At 67.4% G+C, this 19,282-nt stretch carries 17 protein-coding genes; 13 read left to right on the plus strand and 4 right to left on the minus strand.

Features of this window, described 5'->3' with window-relative positions; all coding sequences use genetic code 11:
- Positions 1-26 precede the first annotated feature (26 nt).
- A complete protein-coding gene (gene recB, locus CV_RS20155; protein ID WP_011137623.1) occupies positions 27-3,617 on the minus strand; it encodes an exodeoxyribonuclease V subunit beta in 3,591 nt (1,196 codons plus the stop codon).
- Positions 3,614-6,811, minus strand: a complete 3,198-nt coding sequence (gene recC, locus CV_RS20160; RefSeq protein WP_011137624.1) for an exodeoxyribonuclease V subunit gamma — start codon at positions 6,809-6,811, stop codon at positions 3,614-3,616. Before recC ends, recB begins: the two co-directional genes overlap by 4 nt.
- 249 nt (positions 6,812-7,060) lie before the next feature.
- Here recC and CV_RS20165 point away from each other — a divergent pair, with 249 nt between their 5' ends.
- From CV_RS20165 to CV_RS20210, 10 genes are all read left to right on the plus strand, one after another.
- Positions 7,061-7,444: a SirB2 family protein gene (locus CV_RS20165; protein WP_043596822.1), complete on the plus strand. Its 384-nt coding sequence runs from the start codon at positions 7,061-7,063 to the stop codon at positions 7,442-7,444.
- Between the two features lie 97 nt (positions 7,445-7,541).
- Complete coding sequence (locus CV_RS20170; RefSeq protein ID WP_011137626.1) at positions 7,542-7,985, plus strand: type IV pilin protein; 444 nt, start codon at positions 7,542-7,544, stop codon at positions 7,983-7,985.
- Entirely contained in the window at positions 7,982-8,491 is a 510-nt protein-coding gene (locus tag CV_RS22425) for a GspH/FimT family pseudopilin (protein ID WP_052278881.1), read from the plus strand. Before CV_RS20170 ends, CV_RS22425 begins: the two co-directional genes overlap by 4 nt.
- Positions 8,488-9,075: a prepilin-type N-terminal cleavage/methylation domain-containing protein gene (locus CV_RS20180; protein ID WP_011137628.1), complete on the plus strand. Its 588-nt coding sequence runs from the start codon at positions 8,488-8,490 to the stop codon at positions 9,073-9,075. Before CV_RS22425 ends, CV_RS20180 begins: the two co-directional genes overlap by 4 nt.
- Complete coding sequence (locus CV_RS23865) at positions 9,072-10,865, plus strand: hypothetical protein (protein ID WP_011137629.1); 1,794 nt, start codon at positions 9,072-9,074, stop codon at positions 10,863-10,865. The genes CV_RS20180 and CV_RS23865 overlap by 4 nt, the downstream gene beginning before the upstream one ends.
- Positions 10,862-11,221: a type IV pilus modification PilV family protein gene (locus CV_RS20190; RefSeq protein ID WP_011137630.1), complete on the plus strand. Its 360-nt coding sequence runs from the start codon at positions 10,862-10,864 to the stop codon at positions 11,219-11,221. Before CV_RS23865 ends, CV_RS20190 begins: the two co-directional genes overlap by 4 nt.
- Positions 11,222-11,417: 196 nt before the next feature.
- A complete protein-coding gene (locus tag CV_RS20195) occupies positions 11,418-12,434 on the plus strand; it encodes a ubiquinone anaerobic biosynthesis protein UbiU (RefSeq protein ID WP_011137631.1) in 1,017 nt (338 codons plus the stop codon).
- Positions 12,435-12,455: 21 nt separating this feature from the next.
- The gene (locus CV_RS20200) at positions 12,456-13,379 is read left to right on the plus strand and encodes a U32 family peptidase (RefSeq protein WP_011137632.1); all 924 of its coding nucleotides are present in this window, start codon (positions 12,456-12,458) and stop codon (positions 13,377-13,379) included.
- Positions 13,379-13,807: a ubiquinone anaerobic biosynthesis accessory factor UbiT gene (locus CV_RS20205; RefSeq protein WP_011137633.1), complete on the plus strand. Its 429-nt coding sequence runs from the start codon at positions 13,379-13,381 to the stop codon at positions 13,805-13,807. The genes CV_RS20200 and CV_RS20205 overlap by 1 nt, the downstream gene beginning before the upstream one ends.
- Positions 13,808-13,876: 69 nt before the next feature.
- Positions 13,877-14,626 carry a GGDEF domain-containing protein gene (locus CV_RS20210; RefSeq protein WP_011137634.1) on the plus strand — a complete coding sequence of 250 codons (750 nt, stop codon included), beginning with the start codon at positions 13,877-13,879 and terminating at the stop codon, positions 14,624-14,626.
- A gap of 46 nt (positions 14,627-14,672) precedes the next feature.
- Here CV_RS20210 and CV_RS20215 read toward each other — a convergent pair whose 3' ends face one another.
- Entirely contained in the window at positions 14,673-15,614 is a 942-nt protein-coding gene (locus CV_RS20215; protein ID WP_230623664.1) for a LysR family transcriptional regulator, read from the minus strand.
- Here CV_RS20215 and CV_RS23720 point away from each other — a divergent pair.
- Both CV_RS23720 and CV_RS20220 read left to right on the plus strand, forming a co-directional pair.
- On the plus strand, positions 15,613-15,882 hold the full coding sequence (locus CV_RS23720; RefSeq protein ID WP_131825816.1) for a hypothetical protein: 270 nt from the start codon (positions 15,613-15,615) through the stop codon (positions 15,880-15,882). The genes CV_RS20215 and CV_RS23720 overlap by 2 nt on opposite strands.
- A 405-nt stretch (positions 15,883-16,287) precedes the next feature.
- Positions 16,288-17,148, plus strand: coding sequence for a LuxR family transcriptional regulator (locus tag CV_RS20220; protein ID WP_080509080.1), 861 nt, complete (start codon positions 16,288-16,290; stop codon positions 17,146-17,148).
- Here the strand turns inward: CV_RS20220 and CV_RS23145 are convergent.
- The gene (locus CV_RS23145; RefSeq protein WP_011137638.1) at positions 17,069-17,722 is read right to left on the minus strand and encodes an acyl-homoserine-lactone synthase; all 654 of its coding nucleotides are present in this window, start codon (positions 17,720-17,722) and stop codon (positions 17,069-17,071) included. The two genes, CV_RS20220 and CV_RS23145, sit on opposite strands and share 80 nt — an antisense overlap.
- 197 nt (positions 17,723-17,919) lie before the next feature.
- On the opposite strand from CV_RS23145, the gene CV_RS20230 reads away from it, so the two are divergent.
- A complete protein-coding gene (locus tag CV_RS20230; RefSeq protein WP_011137639.1) occupies positions 17,920-19,275 on the plus strand; it encodes an NAD-dependent succinate-semialdehyde dehydrogenase in 1,356 nt (451 codons plus the stop codon).
- Positions 19,276-19,282 lie beyond the last annotated feature (7 nt).

Here is a 19,282-nt window from a genome sequence, read left to right on the forward strand (position 1 = left end):
AGCTTAGTTGCCATCCCCGGCCGCCATCATTGCGTAGAACTACCAGGGCCTCTCTTGGTTCCGGATCCCGCCAGCAACGCGTCCAGCGCGTCCAGCAGCGCCGTGGACGGCATATCGGCCCACACGCCGCAGCCGGGCTCGCCCATGCCGCGCAGGAACAGATAGCGCACGCCGCCGAAACGGCCGTCCCAGTCCGCGCCGCGCGCGGCGAAGTAGCGCCGCAGCGCCACCAGGTAAATCAGGTACTGCAGGTAATAATGCTCCCGCGCCACCGCGTGGACCAGACTGTCGTCGCGATAATCGTCGCAGGCGTCGCCCAGATGGTTGGACTTGTAGTCGATCAGGTAGACGCGGCCGCCGGCCTCGCACACCAGGTCGACGAAACCTTTCAGAAAACCCTGCACGCTGGCGAAATCCAGCCCGGCGGCGGCGCGCCGGAACGGTTCGGCCAGGCCGTGCGCCGGCTTTTGCAGCGCGGCGATCAGCGCCGCCACGTCCAGCTTCTTCACCGGCAGCGTGAACTCCAGTTCGATCAGCCGCTTGTGGTCGGCCACGTCGCGCAGCCGCGCGCCGGGGGCGATCTCCGCGTTCAGCGCGCCCAGGATCAGGTCGCAGCCGGCATCCAGCCACTCCTCGCCGAAGCCGTGCCGCGCCAGCGCGCGTTGCACCGCCGCGCGGATGTCGTCCTCTGCGTCGCCGAAGCCGATGTTCTCGAAAATCTCGTGCAGGCAGACGCCGGCCTTGGCCCCGCGCGGAAAGCTGAAGCGGTCCCGAACCGGGTCCGCCGCCGGCTCGGCCGGCGCGGGCGCCGCCGCGCGGTCGTAGTCCGGCGCTTCGGCCAGATGGCTGCCGGCGTCATGGGTCAGCGAGGTGAAGCTGGCGATCTTCCACGGCGCGTACAGCCTGCGCTCGAACGGCAGCGCGGCGTAGGCGCGGCCGGGATCGCGGCCGCCGGCCAGCGCCTGCCGCCCCTCGGCCTCCAGCCAGCGCGCCGCGCCGCCGCGCTGGTCGAGAAAGGCCCGCAGCTGCGCCGCCACGGTGCCGCCGTCCAGCTCCAGCGCCTCCAGCGCCGCCAGGTCGCGCGCGCCCGGCGCGTGCAGCAGCCAGGACAGCGCCGCGGTCTTCAGCTCCCGCACCCAGCCCCAGGAGATGTACTGCCGGTATTGGGCGCGGGTCAGCGCCACGTACAGCAGGCGCAGCTTCTCGGCCAGCATCTCGCTCCGCGCCGCTTGCCGGATGCCGTCGTCGGCGGCCGCCTCCGGCGCCAGCCACGGCTCGTCGCCGTCGTGATAGCTCCAGAAGCCGGCGCCGCGCCGCTCCAGCGCGCCGTTCCACAGGAAGGGGCAAAACACCACCGGATACTGCAGGCCCTTGGAAGTATGGACGGTGACGATCTTCACCAGCGCGGCGTCGCTCTCCAGCCGCAGCACCGCGTCCTCGCCGCGCGGCGGATCGGCGACGCGGGCGGCGAACCAGGCCAGCAGCGGCGCCATGCCCTGGCGGCCTTCGCTCTCCTGCTGGATCAGCTCGGCCAGGTGGCCGAGATTGGTCAGCCGCCGCTCGCCGTCCGGCAGCGGCAAAAGCCGCTCCGCCGCCCGTTCGCGGGCGAAATAATGCCGCCAGGCGGCCATGAAGCCATGCTCGCGCCAGCGCTGGTGGTCGTCGGCATTCTTCAACAGCTGGCGCTCCCAGCGCGTTTCGTCTTCCAGTTCGGCCTGGATCCGCGCGGCGTCGAGGCCGGCCAGCTCGGTGGCCAGCGCGCGCCGCAGCCGGCCCTCGTTGGCCGGTTCGGCCCAGGCGTGCAGCAGGGCCAGCATCTCGCCCGCCTCGCGGCTGGCGAACACGCTCTCCTGGGTCAGCGCCACGCTGGCCACGCCGCGCGCGCGCAACTCGCTCCGCACCCGGTCGCCCTGGCTGTGGGTGGCCACCAGCACCGCGATGTCGCCGCCGGCCAGCCGCCGCCGCGACGCGCCCTTGACGATGGCGGCGCGGTCCTCGCCCGCCAGCGTCAGCAAGCGGGCGATCTCGTCGGCGCAGGCTTCCGCCGCCGCCAGCTCGGCCGCCTCCTTGCTCAATTCTTTTTCGCCGGCCGGTAGCCACTGCGCGTTGAACGGCGCGCGGTCGTCGTCCACCTCCAGCCGGCCGCCGGACGAGGGACTGGCCGCCACCGGCTGGTAGGCGATGCCGTCCAGCAAAAAGGGCAGCTCGCGGCCGAACAGCGCGTTGACGGTAGCCACCAGCGGCTCGTCGGAGCGGCGGTTGGTATCCAGCGTGTACTGGCGCTCGGCGTCGTGGCGGGCGGCCAGGTAAGCGAAGATGTCGGCGCCGCGGAAGCTGTAGATCGCCTGCTTGGGGTCGCCGACCAGGAACACCGGCCGCGCCTCCTCGACGAAGCAGCGGCGGAAAATCCGGTACTGGGTGGGGTCGGTGTCCTGGAATTCGTCGATCAGCGCCACGGAGAAGCTGTCCGCCACCTGCGCCGCCAGCAGCGGGCCGGTCGCCGGATGGTCCAGCGCCGCGCCCAGATCGGTCAGCAGGTCGTCGAAGCTGCGGCTGCGCTCCACGCCGCGGCGGCGCGCCAGCTCCTCGTTGGCCCAGGCGATCAGCTCCAGCTTCAGCCCGGCCAGCGAGTTGGCCACCTGGTCCATATAGACGTCCCAGGCGGCGAGCCAGGCCTCCATCCGCTCGAACAAGGGATGGGCCGGCGCATCGCAGCCCTTCTTCATGCCCTTGGCCAACGCCTCCGGCCGCAGCTTGTCCAGCAGCTTGCGGCTGTCGCTGTCCAGCTCGGGCAGCGCGTCGGGCTGCGCCAGCCAGCCGCGCAGATTGTCGGCGGCACGCGCCATCGTATCCGGCCGGTAGATATTGGCCTTGAAGCCGGGATGGGCGAGGAACAATGCCAGACCTTCCTCAACCTGCTCTGGCGCGGAGGCCAGCAGTCTCCATCGCTCACTCGCCACCCATCTCGCGTTCTCCAGCCGGACCGCGTCCGGCGCGCGCAGCTTAAGATAGGGTTTGGACAGATAGGGACGGATCTCGGCCAGCCAGGCGTCCGGCGTCTCGCCCCGCTCCACCAGCACCTGGGCCAGCAGCGGCGCGGCGACGATGCGGCGGCGCCAGAAGTCGTCGACGATCTCGGCCAGCCGCGCGGCGTCGTCCTCGACCAGTTCCGCCTGGAAGGTCTGGCCGCTCTCGAAGGCGGCGTCGGTCAACACCCGCTGGCAGAAGCCGTGGATGGTGTAGATGGCGGCGGCGTCGAAGCCGTTGACCGCGGCGGTCAACCGCTGGCGGGCGACGTCGCGCGCCGGCCCCTCGGGAAAGCGCGCGGCCAGCGCCCGCAGGAAGTCGTCGCCGTCGGCCTTGCCGTCCAGCAGCGCCAGCATCTCGGCCAGCCGCCGGCGCAGCCGCTCGCGCAGCTCGGCGGTGGCGGCCTTGGTGTAGGTGACCACCAGTATCCGCTCGATGGCCGGCGGCGGCGCGCCGTCGCGCTCTTCCAGCAGCAGCCGGGCGAACAGCGCGGCGATGGTCCAGGTCTTGCCGGTGCCGGCCGAGGCCTCGATCAGGTTGACGCCTTGCAGCGGGCAGTTCAGCGCGTCCAGCGCCTGCGGCGCGTTCATGCCTCGCCTCCCTGCAGGCGTTCGGCCAGCGGCAGCAGCAGCGTCTCCGCCAGCTGGGCGAACAAAGGGTCTTCCAGCGGCGACTGGTGGCGGAAAGCCAGCGCGATCGCCGGCTCGTCTTTCTGCGCGACGCCGTCGCCGAGGATGAAATTGGGCTCCCACTTCTGCCAGGCGGCGGCCAGCGCCTTGTCCGGCTTGTCCGGGTTCTTGGCCAACGCCTCGGCATAGGCCCAGCTGGTGCGGCCGAAGAAGGGCAAGGGCTGCGCCTGGCCCTGCTTCCAGCGCGCCAGCCACGGCACGAGCAGGCCGGCGGCGTCGATCTCGTCATGGAGCAGCGTGCTGCCGGCGTCGTCGTAGCAGGCGCTGTGCGGCGCGATGCCCGCCGGCCGCGACGCGCACAGGATCAGATGGCTCAGCCACAGCGCGACGCGCTGGGCGGCGTTCATCTTGCCGACGATGAAGTCCAGCCGGCCCTCGGGCCTCAGGCCATACAGCTCGCCCACCAGCGTGAAGCCGGCGATCTCCAGGTGAACCGGCTGCGGCGGCAGCGCCTCGCCGCGCAACGCGCCCGGCAAGCGGCCGGCCAGCCGCACGCTGGCGCGCCCCTCCTCCTGCAGCCAGGCCTGTCCCAGCTCGCCGCAGGGCAGCAGGCCGGCGGCGGCCACCCGCTGCCGCACCGGCTGCGGCGGCTTGCCGTGCAGCATCGCCTCCACCAGCTGGCGGCGCAGCGCGTGGCTGGCGTCGCGCGCCATCGCGAACGGCTCCCGCGCCGGCTGGGCGTCGCCGCTGTAGGCGACCCGCAGCGCCAGCCGGTCGGCCAGCCAAGCCCGCGCCGGGTTCTGCCAGAAGCGGATGAAATCATGCAGATTGACCACCGTCGCCGCGCCCTCGTCCGGCAGCGGCGCGACGAAAGGCGCGGGCTCGGCCGGCGGCGCGGCCAGCGCGGCGGCGAAGGCCGGCTCGAAGCTGGCCAGCCGCGCGTCGCCGCCATCGAAGGCCTTGGGCGAGAACGGCTGCAGCGGATGGCGCAGCGTCAGCCGCGCCGCCATGTCCTCGCCGCACATCGCCGACAGCGTGTCCAGCAGCTCCGACACCAGCGGCGACGGCGGCAGCGGCTCGCCGCTGCGCGCCGACTGGCCGACATAAGACAGGTACAGCCGGCCGCGGGCGGACAGGATGGCCTCCAGGAACAGATAGCGGTCGTCGAAGCGGCGCGAGCGGTCGCCGCGGCGCGGATTGCGCGCCACCAGGTCGAAGCTGACCGGCCGCTCGTCGCGCGGGTAGGCGCCGTCGTTCATGCCGATCAGGCACAGCGCCTGGAACGGTATCGAGCGCATCGGCACCATCGCGCAGAAAGTCACGCCGCCGGACAAAAAGCCCTGGGCCGAAGACGAGGACAGCTTGCGCAGCAGCCAGTCGCGCGCCACCGCCAGGCCCACCGGCTGGCCGAAGCCGGCCAGGTCCGCGTTCTCGGCCAATTCGGCCAAGGCCTCGCGCAGCAGCTCCAGCGCCGCCTCGTCGTCGCCTTCGGCCAGGAACAGGCGGTCGCAAGCCTGGTGGAAGCGTTGCGCCCATTGCTGCGGCGCGGCCGGCTGCGACCACGCGTCCGCCAGCGCGTCCAGCGCGTCGTAGAAGCCGGCGAAGCGCGCCAGCGTCTCGCCCAGCTGCCCTTGGGCCGCGGTGTAAGGCAGCAGGCCGGCGAACAGCCCGGCGTCGTCGCCGGCCAGCGCCGGCGGCAGCACGGTGCCCAACAGCAGGCGGTCCAGTCCCCAGCGCCAGGTATAGGCGGCTTCGGCCGGCAGGCCCAGCGACGCCTTGTGCGCGGCGTCGCGCCCCCAGCGGATGCCGGCGTCGCGCACCCAGTCCTGGATGAAGGCGAGATCGGCGTCGGCCAGATCGAAGCGCGCCAGCAGCGCCGGGCAGTCGAACAGCGCCAGCACCTCGTCGGCGGCGAAGCGGGAATCGGCCAGCTTCAACACGGCGGCGAAGGTGGACAGCAGCGGCTGCTCGCGCTCGACGCGGCGGTCGGCGATGCTGTACGGAATGTTGGGCGCGTCGTCGCGGCGGCCGAACACCGCGTCGATGTACGGCGCGTAGGCGTTGATGTCCGGCGTCAGCACCGCCACGTCGGCCGGGCTGAGCTTGGGGTCGGCGGCGAACATCGCCAGCAGCCTGTCCTTCAGCGCCTCCAGCTCGCGCATCGGGCCATGGCAGGCGTGCACTTCGATCGAGGCGTCGGCCGGATCGAAAGGCCGCGGCAGTTGCGACGGATCGTTGAGCTGCAGGATGTCGCGCTGCAGCCGGGCCAGCAGGCCGTCGCCCTTGGGCGCGGCGAACAGCGGCTTGGCGTCCAGCTCGGCGTCCTCGGCGATCAGCTCGAAGAAGTCCCTGCCCTGCTTGCCCAGCGACGACAGCAGCGGATGGCCCTGGGTGGCGAACAGGTCGCCGGCCTGCCTGAGCTTCAGCAGCCGGCGCGCGTCGACGATGTCGCCCCAGTAGGCCTCGCATGGGTTCAGCGTGAACAGGCAGACATCGGTCAGCTGGGACAGCCGCTTGACCAGCGCCAGGTACATCGGCGCCAGGCTGGCGATGCCGAACAGCGTTACCCGTGGCGGCAGGTGCTCGGGCTTCAGATCGGCGAAGAACTGGTCCAGCATCCGCACCCGGTGGCGGCCCGGGTCGCTTTCGGCCAGCCGCCGCCACAACGAGGCCTGCCAGGCCTCGTCCTCGCCCAGGCCCAGCAGCTCGCCGGCCTCCCAGGCGCGAATCCAGTCCGGGCGGAACACCAGATATTGGTCGAAGATGTCGGCGATCTTGCCGGCCAGCTCGAAAGCCGCGGCCTCGCCGCCCTCCAGGTAATGCAGCACCGGGCCGAACGGCTCGCCGGAAAGCGACGGCAACAGCGCCAGCAGCCTCCAGGCCAGCACTTCGGGCACGAAGGCCGATTTGCGCGGCAGATCCGGCATCACCTTCTGCATCAGCCGCCAGGCGAAGGCCGCGGGCAGCGCGAAATCGATGTTGGCGGCGATGCCGGCCTTGCGCGCGACGTCCAGCGTGATCCAGCGCCCCATGCCCCGGCTCTGCACGATCACTGTCTCGGCCGCGAACGGGTCGGCCAGCGGCATCGCCTGGGTCATGCCGCAGAACAGCTCGCCCAGTTGCTCGAGACGGTTGGATTGGTAGAGAAACAGCATGGGATGGGTGCGCGCGCCTGGATGCGGATTATGGCCGGATTGTAGCATCGCGCGGCGGCCGGCCGGCGAACCGGCGGCGATTGACGCCCGTCAATGCCCGTCACCCGCGGATGGCATTCAATACGGCGATGATAATGACATTGCGCTTTTCCGTTCCGCCCCGCCTTCCCGAGCGCGCTACAAAACGCCGCGCGCGCCGTGTACCATGGCCGGCATCGGCGCGCGCTGCGCCTCAACCGTCGGACCGACATGTACCCCTACCTGATCGTCAAGCACGCCCACATGGGCTTCGCCTACCTGTCCATCCTGCTGTTCGCCGCCCGCGGCGCGCTGGTGCTGGGCGGCCGCGGCCACTTGCTGCAAAACAAGCCGCTGCGCATCCTGCCGCACGTGATCGACACGCTGCTGCTGGCCTGCGCGATCGCGCTGGTGGCGATGGGCGGCTGGCCGATCCTGCAGAGCCCCTGGCTGCTGGCCAAGATCGCCGGCTTGGTCGCCTACGTGGTTCTGGGCAGCATCGCGCTGCGCGGCGCCACGCCGCGGCGGCGGGCGGCGGCCTTCGTCGCCGCGCTGGCGACGGTGCTCTACATCGTGCTGGTGGCCAAGACCAAGCTGGCGCTGCCGCTGCTCTGATCCGGCCCGCCGGCTTGACTGCGCCGGCCGCGGCTTCTAGGACACAGTAGGGACGCGCGATGCAGCCCCCCAACCCGTCCCCGGAGTCCGCCGCCAGATGAACCGCGATCTTCCCGCCTCTTTATCCCCCCGCGGTTTCTCGCTGCTGGAGTTGCTGATCGCGCTGGCGGTGGTGGCCATCCTGGCCGGCGTCGCCGTTCCGTCCTACCAGAGCTACATGCAGCGCAGCCGCCGCAGCGATGCGCTGGACGCGCTGTACCAGCTGCAGCAGGCCCAGTTGCGTTACCGGGGCTTCAACGCCGGCTACGCCGCCAGGCTGGCCGACCTGAAAACGCCTTACGTCGGCGGCGCCAGCGCCCAGGGGCATTACCAGCTCGAAACAGGCATCAGGCCCGGGGACAACCCGGCGTCCGACTTCTACGTCCAGGCCACGGCCAAGCCCGGCGGCGCCCAGGCCGGCGACCGCGATTGCCAGACCCTCACCCTCACCCAGCGGCAGCAGACGGTCAGCCTGACGCCGCCGGCCTGCTGGGGGCGATGATGCGTCGCGCGCAGCGGGGCGTCACCCTGATCGAGCTGATGGTGGTGCTGGCTCTGGCGCTGGTGCTGCTGACCCAGGCGTTGCCGGCGCTGGGCCGCTGGATCGCCCGCCAGCAATTGCAGGGCGCGCTGGACGATATCGACCGCGGGCTGCAGCTGGCGCGCAAGAGCGCCTCCACCCGCCAGAAAAAGATATGGGTGACCTTCAGCCGCGACGGCGCCGCCTGGCTGCTTCGGGTATCGGAAAGCAGCGCAAAAGATCAATGCGACACCGTCCGCGATCTGCTGTGCGTAGGCAGCGCCGAGCATGCCGGCATCGCGCTGGACATGGCCGATCCGCTGCCGCTGCAGCTGGTTTTCACGCCGCTGCGCGGCCTGCCGGAAACCCCTGGCGGCGCGCTGATCGGCGGACTGCGGCTGCGGCTCAGCCGCTCCGGCTGCCGGCCGGCGGATCTGCAGTTGCTGCCCACCGGCCTGGTCATCGTCGGCGAGGCCCGCTGCCCATGAAATCCGCGCGCGGCATCAGCCTGCTGGAGCTGCTGGTCAGCATGACCATAGGCCTGCTGCTGCTGCTGATCGTGTCCGGCCTGCTGGTCAGCTTGCTGGGCGAGCAGAGCCGCGAGCGCCGCCAGGCGCAGCTGGGCGCGATGATGGACGCGTCGCTGTCGCTGATGGCGATGGAACTTCGCCGCGCCGGTTTCTGGAACGGTTCCGGCGCGGAAGAAGACAATCCCTACCGCGAACTGTTCATCGAGCGAGACGGAAGCTGCCTGCTCTACGGCTACGACAATCCGGCCACGCCCTCCGTCACGCCCAGCCTCCGTTACTTCGCCTTCCGCCTGAGCAATCAACGCATCCAGCGGCGCAGCAGCGGCAAGGCCGACTGGAACTGCGACGCGCCCAGCGGCTGGGACGACCTGAGCAAGCCCGACATCGGCGTGGTCGACATGCTGAGCTTTCGTTCCGAAGCCGGCGGCAGCGCGATCGGCATCGCCGTCAGCGCGCGCGCGGCCAAGGGTTCCGGCGAAGAAAGGCTGGACATCCGCACCAGCGTGACGCTGCGCAACCAGCCCGAGGTCAAGGGGCCATGAAGCGTCGATCTGCGGGGCTGACCACGCTGTTCGCGGTGCTGACCTTGCTCGCGATCGCCAGCCTGGTGCTGCTGGCCGCCTCGCGCCAGCTGGTGTTGATCCACGCCAACGCGCAGAACCAGCACCGCTACCACCAGGCGCTGGACTACGCCGAGGAAGGGCTGCGCCAGGGCAGCCTGGCGCTGGCGCAGGGCCGCCCGCTGCCGGCGGACAACCCGCGCTTCGCGCTCAAACAGCAAACCATCCCGCCCAACCGGGTACGGCTGCGCAGCACCGGCCGCTACGACGGCCACCTCGTCACCGTGCAGCGGGACTTCCTCCAGACCGACAACGGCGGCGGCTCGAACCAGGCGCTGACCCTGGTCGGCAATCTGGACCTGAGCGGCGCGATCAACCTGATTGGCGACAAGCCGGTGGAGATGACGGTGGACGGCACGGTGACGCTGAGCGGCACGGTGGACGGCATCGCCGCCCTGCAAAGCACCGGCGACATCATCGTCACCGGTTCGCAAACCATAGGCACGCTGTACGCCAACGGCAATATCGAGCTGAGCAACGGCCGATATCAGACGGTGAAGGCGCTGGGCAACCTGACCCTGCGCGGCGACGCGGCCATCAGCGAGCTGGCGCGGGTCAACGGCAAGGCCGCCTTCCTCAGCAGCCCGGGCGTCAGCCCCGCGGTGGCCCAGGCCGAAGTGAAGGGCGACGTCGACATCGCGATGGGCGGCGCCCGCTTCGGCAAGCTCGACACCGAGGGCAGGGTCGACATCCGCCAGGTAGGCTCGCTGGACGCGCTGCGCGCCGAGGGAGACCTGAACGTGCAAGGCTGGGGCGCGCCCCTTGCCGCCACCGTCGCCGGCAGGGCCAGCTACAATGCCGGCAACCCCGACATCCGCATCGCGTTCCAGCCGGGCCTAAAGCTCAATCTGCAGCCGGTGCCGCGGCTGGAGCTGAAACGGCCGCGGCTGGACGCCTACGACTACCGCGGCCAGGCCCATTACGTGTTCACCCATGCCGCCGACGGCGGCGTACGGGTGACGGTGCGCAAGATCCACGGCCTGGCCGACGGCGAATACCGGCTGGGCCGGGATCCGGACAAGCAGCTGCCCAACTACCTGTGCCGCGCCACCGACGCGAACGGCGTCTGCCGCGCGCCCGCCACATTGATCTGCAAGGGGCATTCGCCGCAGAACGACTGCTTCGCCGGCAGCCGGCCCGGCCAGTGGAAGCTGGACGGCGTCACCTTCGCGCCGGGCGTGCTGTGGTTCGACGGCGACCTGGAAGTGGGCAACGGCACCTACCACAACACCTTCATCGCCAGCGGCGGCATCGCCACCAGCGGCCAGCACGTCAGTTACGCGGTCAACTACGCCGGCGCCGTCGGCGTCTGCGCCAATGCCGACTTTCCCAATCTTTACCCGGATGACGACTGCCAGGGCGGGGCGTTCAAGGGCCGCCCGGTAGGCAATGCGGTGCTGCTGGCCGGCGGTTACGTCAACGGCCGCTTCCGCGGCGGCGACATCACGCTGGGCTCGTCCAGCCGGGTATTCGGCAATGTCTGGGCCGGCAACCAGCTGTTTTCCAGCGGCAGCACCACCATACACGGCTATGTCAGCGCGCTGGCGCAAGCCGGCGCCCAAGGTTCGCGGCCGCACCAATGGAGCGCCAGCACCACGATAGACCTGCGCGGGCTGCCCGACTCGTTCCGGCCGGACGAGCCGCCCGACGGCGGCGGCCAGGGCGGCGGAGGCCGTTTGAAAGCCTTGCCCTACAGCTGGATGGACACATGAAAACCCGGGCCCCGCGCGGCTTCACGCTGCTGGAAATGATGATCAGCCTGCTGGTGCTGGCCGTGGGCGCGCTGGGCCTGCTGCGCCTGGAGACCGCTTTGCTGCACAGCCAGATCGCCGCCAACGACTACAACACCGCCACCAATCTGGCCCAGGCGACCCTGGAACAGTGGAAAACCGGCAAGCCCTCCGACTGCAGCCAAAGCAGCTATGCGCCGGCCGCCGCCAGCGGCACGCTGGCCCGCTTCAACTGCCGCAGCGACACCAGCGGCGACAATGCCCGGGTGGACGTGAGCTGGACCGACAGCCAGGGCGAAAACCTCACGCTGAGCCTGGCCGCGCCGAAGAGCCGCTGACCAGGCCGCGAATCCTTCGCTGCGCTTTCTTGCCGCACCGCCTGCCTGGCCTGCGCTGGCGCGTCGTGGTCCGGGTCCTGCGCGAGCTTGGATTGGCCGCCCCCGATGGCGCGACCGGCGCTCCTTGACCCAAAACAAGGGCAGCCAGGCGCCCATCTGCTACTGTCCCCGCATTTCCCCTATCTGCGACTTTCCCATGCCAGCCAGTCAGAAACTGCCGGAACTGGTGTGTCCGGCGGGCAGCCTGCCCGCGCTCAAGGCCGCCGTCGACCATGGCGCCGACACCGTCTACTTCGGCCTGAAAAACGACACCAACGCCCGCAACTTCGCCGGCCTCAATTTCGACGAGCACACCGCCCGCATCGGCATCCGCTACGCGCACGAACGCGGCCGCCAGGTGCTGATGGCGATCAACACCTATGCCCAGGGCGGCGACATCAGCCGCTGGCGCCGCGCGGTGGACCAGGCGGCGGACCTGGGCGTGGACGCCGTGATCCTGGCCGACCTCGGCCTGCTGGACTACGCCAGCCGCCGCCATCCCGGCCTGCGGCTGCACCTGTCGGTGCAGGGCTCCGCCACCAACCACGAGGCGCTGAAGCTGGCGCACGACTTGTTCGGCATCCAGCGCGCGGTGCTGCCGCGCGTGCTGACCCTGGACCAGGTCAGGAAGGTGATCGAACACAGCCCGGTCGAGATCGAAGTGTTCGGCTTCGGCAGCCTGTGCGTAATGGTGGAAGGCCGCTGCCTGCTGTCCAGCTATGCCACCGGCGAATCGCCGAACAGCCACGGCGTCTGCTCGCCGGCCAAGTACGTGCAGTGGCAGAACACGCCGTCCAGCCTGGACGCGCGTTTGTCCGGCATCCTGATCGACCAGTACGGCCTGGACCAGCCTGCCGGCTACCCGACCCTGTGCAAAGGCCGCTTCGAGGTCCAGGGCGACACCTACTACGCGCTGGAGGAACCCACCAGCCTCAACGTGCTGGCGGTGCTGCCGCAGTTGCTGGAAATGGGCGTGGCCGCGATCAAGATAGAAGGCCGCCAGCGCAGCCCGGCCTACGTCGCCCAGGTGACCCGCGCGCTGCGCGAGGCGCTGGACGCCGCCGGCCGCGAGCGGCACCGCTTCATGGTCCAGCCCGCCTGGCAGCAGGCGCTGAGCAAGGTGGCGGAAGGACACCAGCAGACGCTGGGCGCCTACGATCGCCCGTGGAAGTGAACCTGCAGCATGGATATCCGCATGAATCCCATTCCCCTGAAACTGTCGCTCGGCCCGGTGCTGTTCTTCTGGAGCCGCGACGACATCCTCCGTTTTTACGCCGAAGCCGCCGATTGGCCGCTGGACACCCTGTATCTGGGCGAAGTGGTGTGCGGCCGCCGCCAGCAGCTGCGCGGCCAGGACTGGATTTCGCTGGCCGCCGACCTTGGCGCGACCGGCCGCGAAGTCGTGCTGTCCTGCCAGGCGCTGATTGAGAGCGAATCCGACCTCAAGCGGCTGCGCAAGATGGTAGACAACGGCCAGGTGGCCATCGAGGCCAACGACCTCGGCGCGGTGCGGCTGGCCAGCGAGAAGAAGCTGCCCTTCGTCGCCGGCACCCACCTCAACATCTACAACGCCGACACGCTGGCGCTGATGCGCCGCTTGGGCGCCTACCGCTGGCTGCCGCCGGTGGAAATGGGCCGCGACACGCTGGCCGCGCTGCTGGCTGCCGCCCGGAGCCAGCAACTGGAGATCGACACCGAGGTGTTCGCCTGGGGGCGGCTGCCGCTGGCGCTGTCTTCCCGCTGCTTCACCGCCCGCCACTACAACCTGAACAAGGACGACTGCCAGTTCCGCTGCCTGGAGCACCCAGACGGCCTCAGGCTGGACACCCGCGAAGGCCAGCACTTCCTGGCCATCAACGGCATCCAGACCATGTCGGACGGCTGCCAAGCGCTGCTGCCCCACCTGGAGGAGATGCACGCCGCCGGCGCCAGCCGGCTGCGGATCAGCCCGCAGGCGCGAGACACCGACGCCGTAGTCCGGGCTTTCCGTCAGCGGCTGGACGGCCTGGCCGGCGCGGATGGCTTGCTGGACGGGCTGCGCGCCCAGGCGCCCGGCGAACTCGTGGACGGCTACTGGCGCGGCCAGGCCGGCATCCACGCCCTGGAGGAGACCCGCTGATGCGCGTGCCAGAACTGACCTTCCCCGCCGCCGGCGCCCGCCTGCTGTCGCGGCTGCCCGCCACCCCGCCCAGCTGGCTGCTGGCCTCCCTGCTCAATCTGCTGAAGCGGCGCGGCGTGCTGCCGGTCGACATGGACCTGCTCGACGGCAAGCGTTTCGAAGTGCACATCAAGGATGCCGGGCTGCGCCTGCGTTTCGCCGCCAGCGGCGGCGCCTTCACCACCAGCGACGCCGAGCCCGATCTGCGGCTGAGCGCCAACGGCTGCGACTTCGCCCGCATGATGCTGCGCGAGGAGGATCCGGACACGCTGTTCTTCCAGCGCAAGCTGGCCATAGAAGGCGACACCGAGCTGGGCCTGATCGTCAAGAACCTGCTGGACAGCGTGGACTGGAGCCAGACGCCGCTGGCGGGGATGATGGCCGTCTGAAACGGCCCGCTTGCCCCTGAGGACGCGATGGACTAGCAAGAAAATAGTCCGCCTCCCCTCAAGGGCATCATGACTCCCTGGCCGTTCAGCGCCCGCCGCATACGCAAGGAGCTGATCCTGATCCTGCTGCTCAACCTGGGCTGCTATCTGCTGTTCGTGGATTGGGATCTGTTCGAGAAGCTGGATGTCTGGCTGCACCAGCACCCGACATCCCAGCTGGACGAAGTGCTGCTGCTCAGCTTCACAATGGCGCTATCGATGACCTGGTTCGCCGTCCGCCGCCTGCGCGAGGCGCGCCAGTTGCTGAAGGCGCTGCGCCGCCAGGCCGAGCGCGACGACATCACCGGCCTGGCCAACCGCCGTCGCGCCAACCAGGCGCTGCAGCGCGAGACCGAACGCAGCTACCGCTCGGGACGACCTTACTCGGTGCTGCTGCTCGATCTCGACCACTTCAAGCACATCAACGACAGCCACGGCCATCTTGCCGGCGACATGGTGCTGCAGCGCTTCGGCCAGGCGCTGCGCCAAAGGGCGCGCCAGCTCGACACCGTCGCCCGCTGGGGCGGCGAGGAGTTCATCATCATCTGTCCGGAAACCGAACAGGCCGGCGCGCTGACGCTGGCCGAAAACATCGGCCAGCTGCTGCGCGAGACCGATTTCGGCGCAGTCGCCCGCGTCACCGCCAGCATAGGCGTGGCGACGCTGTCCGACGACGACACGCCGGACAGCCTGGTCCATCGCGCCGACATGCACTTGTACGCCGCCAAGCAGGCGGGGCGGGACCGGGTGGTCGGAGAAGGCTGCGCCGTCCGGCCATGAAAAAACCGGCGCCAAGGCGCCGGTTCTTATCGGAGGGAGATGCCGGTCAGAGCACGCCCACGCTCTGTTGCAGCGCGCTGCGCTTGGCAGACAGGTCCAGTCCAGGCAGATCCGCCATGATGTCCGGATGGTCGGCCAGCTTCTCCACCACGAAATCGACGAAGACGCGGGTGCGCGGCGCGATGTGGTCGCGGTGCGGGAAGCAGATGTAGATCGAACGCTCCAGCGACACCATGTCGGTCAACACCGGCTCCAGCTCGCCGCTGCGGATCAGGTGCACCACCTCGTGGCCCGGCAGCTGCGCGACACCCATGCCGAGGCGCGCCAGCTCGGCCACCGCCTCCATGTCGTTCAGCGTGTAAGTGCCGTTGACCTCCAGCGGAATGCGTTCGCCCTTGCGGTCGAACTCCCACTTGAACAGGCGGCCGGAAGTGGGAAACTGGAAGTTGATGCAGTCGTAACCGCTCAGTTCCTCGGGAGAGGACGGACGGCCATGCTGATCCCAGTATTCGGGCGACGCCACCACGTACAGCGGCATCTGCGCCAGATTGCGCGCCACCATGCGGCTGTCCGGCATCATGCCGGTGCGCACGCCGACATCGTAGCCGTCCTCGATCAGATCGCTGAAATGGTCGTCCAGACCGAAGAACACCCTCACCTTCGGATAGCGCTCGCAGAACTCGCCCATGATGGGCAAGATGAAGCGGCGGCCGAAAGAGTTGGGCATGCTGACGCGCAGATGGCCTGCCGGCTCGTCGCGGCTGGCCTTCAGCTGATTGATCGCGGAGTCCAGGTTGTTGACCGGACCCCGGCACTGCGCGTAGAAGCGCCTGCCGTCCTCGGTCAGGGTCAACTGGCGCGTGGTGCGGTTGAACAGTCGCACTTCCAGTTCCTGCTCCAGCCTGGCGATGCTCTGGCTGATGGCGGCAGGCGAAACGCCAAGCTTGCGCGCGGCGTCGGAAAAACTGCCGTTCTCGGCAGTGGTCATGAAGACCATCAGTGCTTTCAAGGTATCCATAAGCGGGGCGATTCCTGAAGCGATCCATGCATGTTTGCCTAACTGCTTGGTCTGGCAAACCGTGGGATCGTTCACAGAATTGGAGCTGTTTTATTTAAAACAGCTTACATCAATTCTGCACGATATTAAAGAATATAGTTTAATCTCAAATGCTATCCACCACTTTGGCCGCGTCGACTGCCAACCTTACATCCCCGATGCGCATCAGCCGGTCCCCGGACGAAGCCAGCCTGCTTAATCAATTATTTTATGCGTTCCAATTATGCGCTTTAAAGCGTTCGCTTGCCAGAATTTATTAGCTTCCGCTTACAATTTATGACGTTCACATGAACCTGAAATGCGACACCCAGCCTTGCTGGCGCCTCAGTCAAACAGGTGCAATTCTACATTAGAGAATAATGATATTAATGCAACTATCTCATTTCGCTCTATTTCGGACCGGATGCTCACACCATTCTCGCAATTCAAAAAAAGTCAAATTATTTTCCATTGCAAACATGTTTCTATTTGTAACGAATGAGGTTATGACAAATAAAATGATGAAATATCAGTAATTTTCCTAGGATTCATACTCTTACAAATTTGGTATACTCAATGACGAAAAAGCAACAATTCATATGAATTCAAATCCGCAGGGTCTTACATGCAACAAGCATGTGGGGCACTATCTGCGACACACAGAACCAAGAACAAGGAAGACCCGCTCATGGTGACTTCAAAACCCATCAATGCAAGACCGCTCCCGGCCGGCCTCACCGCGTCGCAGCAATGGACATTGCTGGAGTGGATTCACATGGCCGGGCATATCGAAACCGAGGGCGAGCTCAAGGCCTTCCTTGACAACATCCTGAGCCAGGCCCCGTCCGACCGCATCATTCTGGTATTGGGACGCCTGAACAACCAGAATCAGATCCAGAGAATGGAGAAGGTTCTGAACGTCAGCTACCCATCCGACTGGCTCAACCAGTACTCCCAGGAAAACTTCGCCCAGCACGATCCCATCATGCGCATCCACCTGGGCCAGGGACCGGTCATCTGGGAAGAGCGCTTCAGCCGCGCCAAAGGCTCGGAGGAAAAGCGCTTCATCGCGGAAGCCTCCAGCAACGGCATGGGCAGCGGCATCACGTTCAGCGCGGCCTCCGACCGCAACAACGTCGGCAGCATCCTGTCCATCGGCGGAAAGGAACCCGGACGCAACGCGGCCTTGGTCGCCATGCTGAACTGCCTGACGCCCCATCTGCATCAGGCAGCGGTCCGGATCGCCAACCTGCCGCCGGCATCGCCCAGCAATATGCCGCTATCGCAACGCGAATACGACATTTTCCATTGGATGAGCCGCGGCAAGACCAACTGGGAAATCGCCACCATCCTCAACATCAGCGAGAGAACGGTGAAGTTTCACGTCGCCAATGTGATCCGCAAGCTCAATGCGAATAATCGTACTCATGCCATAGTGCTTGGCATGCACTTGGCGATGACACCCCGCGAGTTAGTGAACGGATAAGCTCGGTTTTCGCCTGCCTCCAGTCCAGCAAGCCCGTCATCGACATCACCCCGCCATCCAGTGGGCGGGGTATGCCTACCGGCACGATGGGGAAGCCCATCATCACCAGGCGCCGGTAAAACACCGGCTCCACGACGAAATACATCCAGCGCACGCCCTGAACCTGGGACCACAGCCACGCGCCCAGATAGAGCAATCTGGCCGCCATGATGGACTCGCGCGCGCCCAGCGCTTCCCTGTCCACGGCCAGTCGGGTGATTTCCGAATATTCCGCCCCCTTGCCTATCCGCTCGCCCGGCGCCAGCAAGCGCGAGAACTCTTCCTCCAACATGAAAGGATGCTCTCCGGTAGTCAACCGTATCGCGCCGACGACCTCGCCATCCCGGCACAATACCAAGTTGTCGGAAAAATCATCGTATGCGTCCCGATCGAAACCGTCCTCGCATAAGGGCACCCACTGCAGCTGTTCCCGGAAGATTCTGTGACGGAACGCCCACAACTGTCGCAGCTTAGTTTCAGTATTGACCCACTCCAGTACCAGTCCACCTTGTTGCAGCGGAAAAAAATCTTTCATTTCAACCTCCTATTATCAGTTCGTAAAGGCAGGAGAAATTTAAGACCAGACCGAAATAACTGAATCTGACAAATAGGACAGGAAAAATTGGAGGAAACTTGTCTAGCGTAGGCGTGGAAACAACAATCGAATCATGCCCATTCCACCATCACAGTCATGATTTTTTGTTACAGTAAAGTCTTTGCCCCCTTCAGACCATGACCGCCTTCACCAGTTGCAATCCCTCGTCCGGCGAAGTGTGCTTCACCCGTCCCTCCTGGAACCCGTCCGCCCTGGAAGTCAGCCTGCGGCAACTGCGCGATGCCCAAGGCGCGTGGGCGGATTTGAACGTAGAGCAGCGAGCAAAACGCCTGCTGCGCCTGGCGGATCTCTTGTCGCAGCAGCGGGAGGCCCTGGCTGACCTGGTTACGCTGGAGGTAGGCAAGCGCACATCGGAATGCCTGGCGGAAATAGACAAGTCGGCTCAGTTGATACGCTATTACGCGGAACTGGCGCCCGAACTGCTGCAGCCGCTGCGCATCGCCACCCAGGCCAGCCGCAGCGGCGTGGCCTTCGAACCGCTGGGCCTGGTCCTGGCGGTCATGCCCTGGAACTACCCGGTATGGCAGGTGCTGCGCTTCGCCATCCCCGCGCTGATGTCGGGCAACGCCTGCCTGGTGAAGCCGGCGCCGTCGGTGCCGCAATGCAGCCAGCTGCTGCTGGACATCGTCCGACAGGCGGGCCTGCGCGTGCTAGACATCGCCTGGATTGAAACCGAGCTGGTGGAGGAAGCGATCCGCCAATGCGATGCCGTGGCGTTCACCGGCTCCACCCAGACCGGCCGCGCGATCGCCTCGCTGGCAGGACGCCACCTGAAGAAGACGGTTTTGGAACTCGGCGGCAGCAACCCCTTCATCGTGCTCGCCGACGCGGATATCGAGGCCGCTGCGCGCGACGCCGCCAACTCCCGTTTCCGCGACGCGGGCCAGAGCTGCAACGCAGCCAAGCGGATGATCGTGGTCCCGGAAATCGCCGACGCCTTCGTCGAAGCCTTCTGCGGCGAAGCCTCCAAATTGCGCGCCGGCGATCCCCGCGACCCGGCCACCACCCTGTCGCCGCTGACCCGCGCCGATCTGCGGGAGGCCCTGCACGCGCAAGTGCTGGATGCCTGTCATCATGGCTCGGAACTGAGGCTGGGCGGCCAGATGCCGCATACGCCAGGCTTTTACTATCCCGCCACCGTGCTGGATCGCGTCAATCCGGACTGCCGCGTCTACCATGAAGAAGTGTTCGGCCCGGTCGCCAGCATACTGCGCGCGACGGACGAGGCCGATGCGATCCGCCTGGCCAACGACACGCCCTTCGGCCTGGGCGCCAGCATCTACAGCGCCGACAATGAGCGCGCCTGGCAACTGGCGCGCCGGATCGAGGCCGGCAGCGTATTCATCAACCGCCACACCAGTTCCGACCTGCGGCTGCCCTTCGGCGGCGTCAAGGCGTCGGGCTATGGCCGCGAGCTGTCCGAATTCGGCCTGTACGAATTCGTCAACGTCAAAACCTACTGGCAGAAATAGCCGCGCA

The organism is Chromobacterium violaceum ATCC 12472 (genome assembly GCF_000007705.1).
Taxonomy (GTDB): Bacteria; Pseudomonadota; Gammaproteobacteria; order Burkholderiales; family Chromobacteriaceae; genus Chromobacterium; species Chromobacterium violaceum.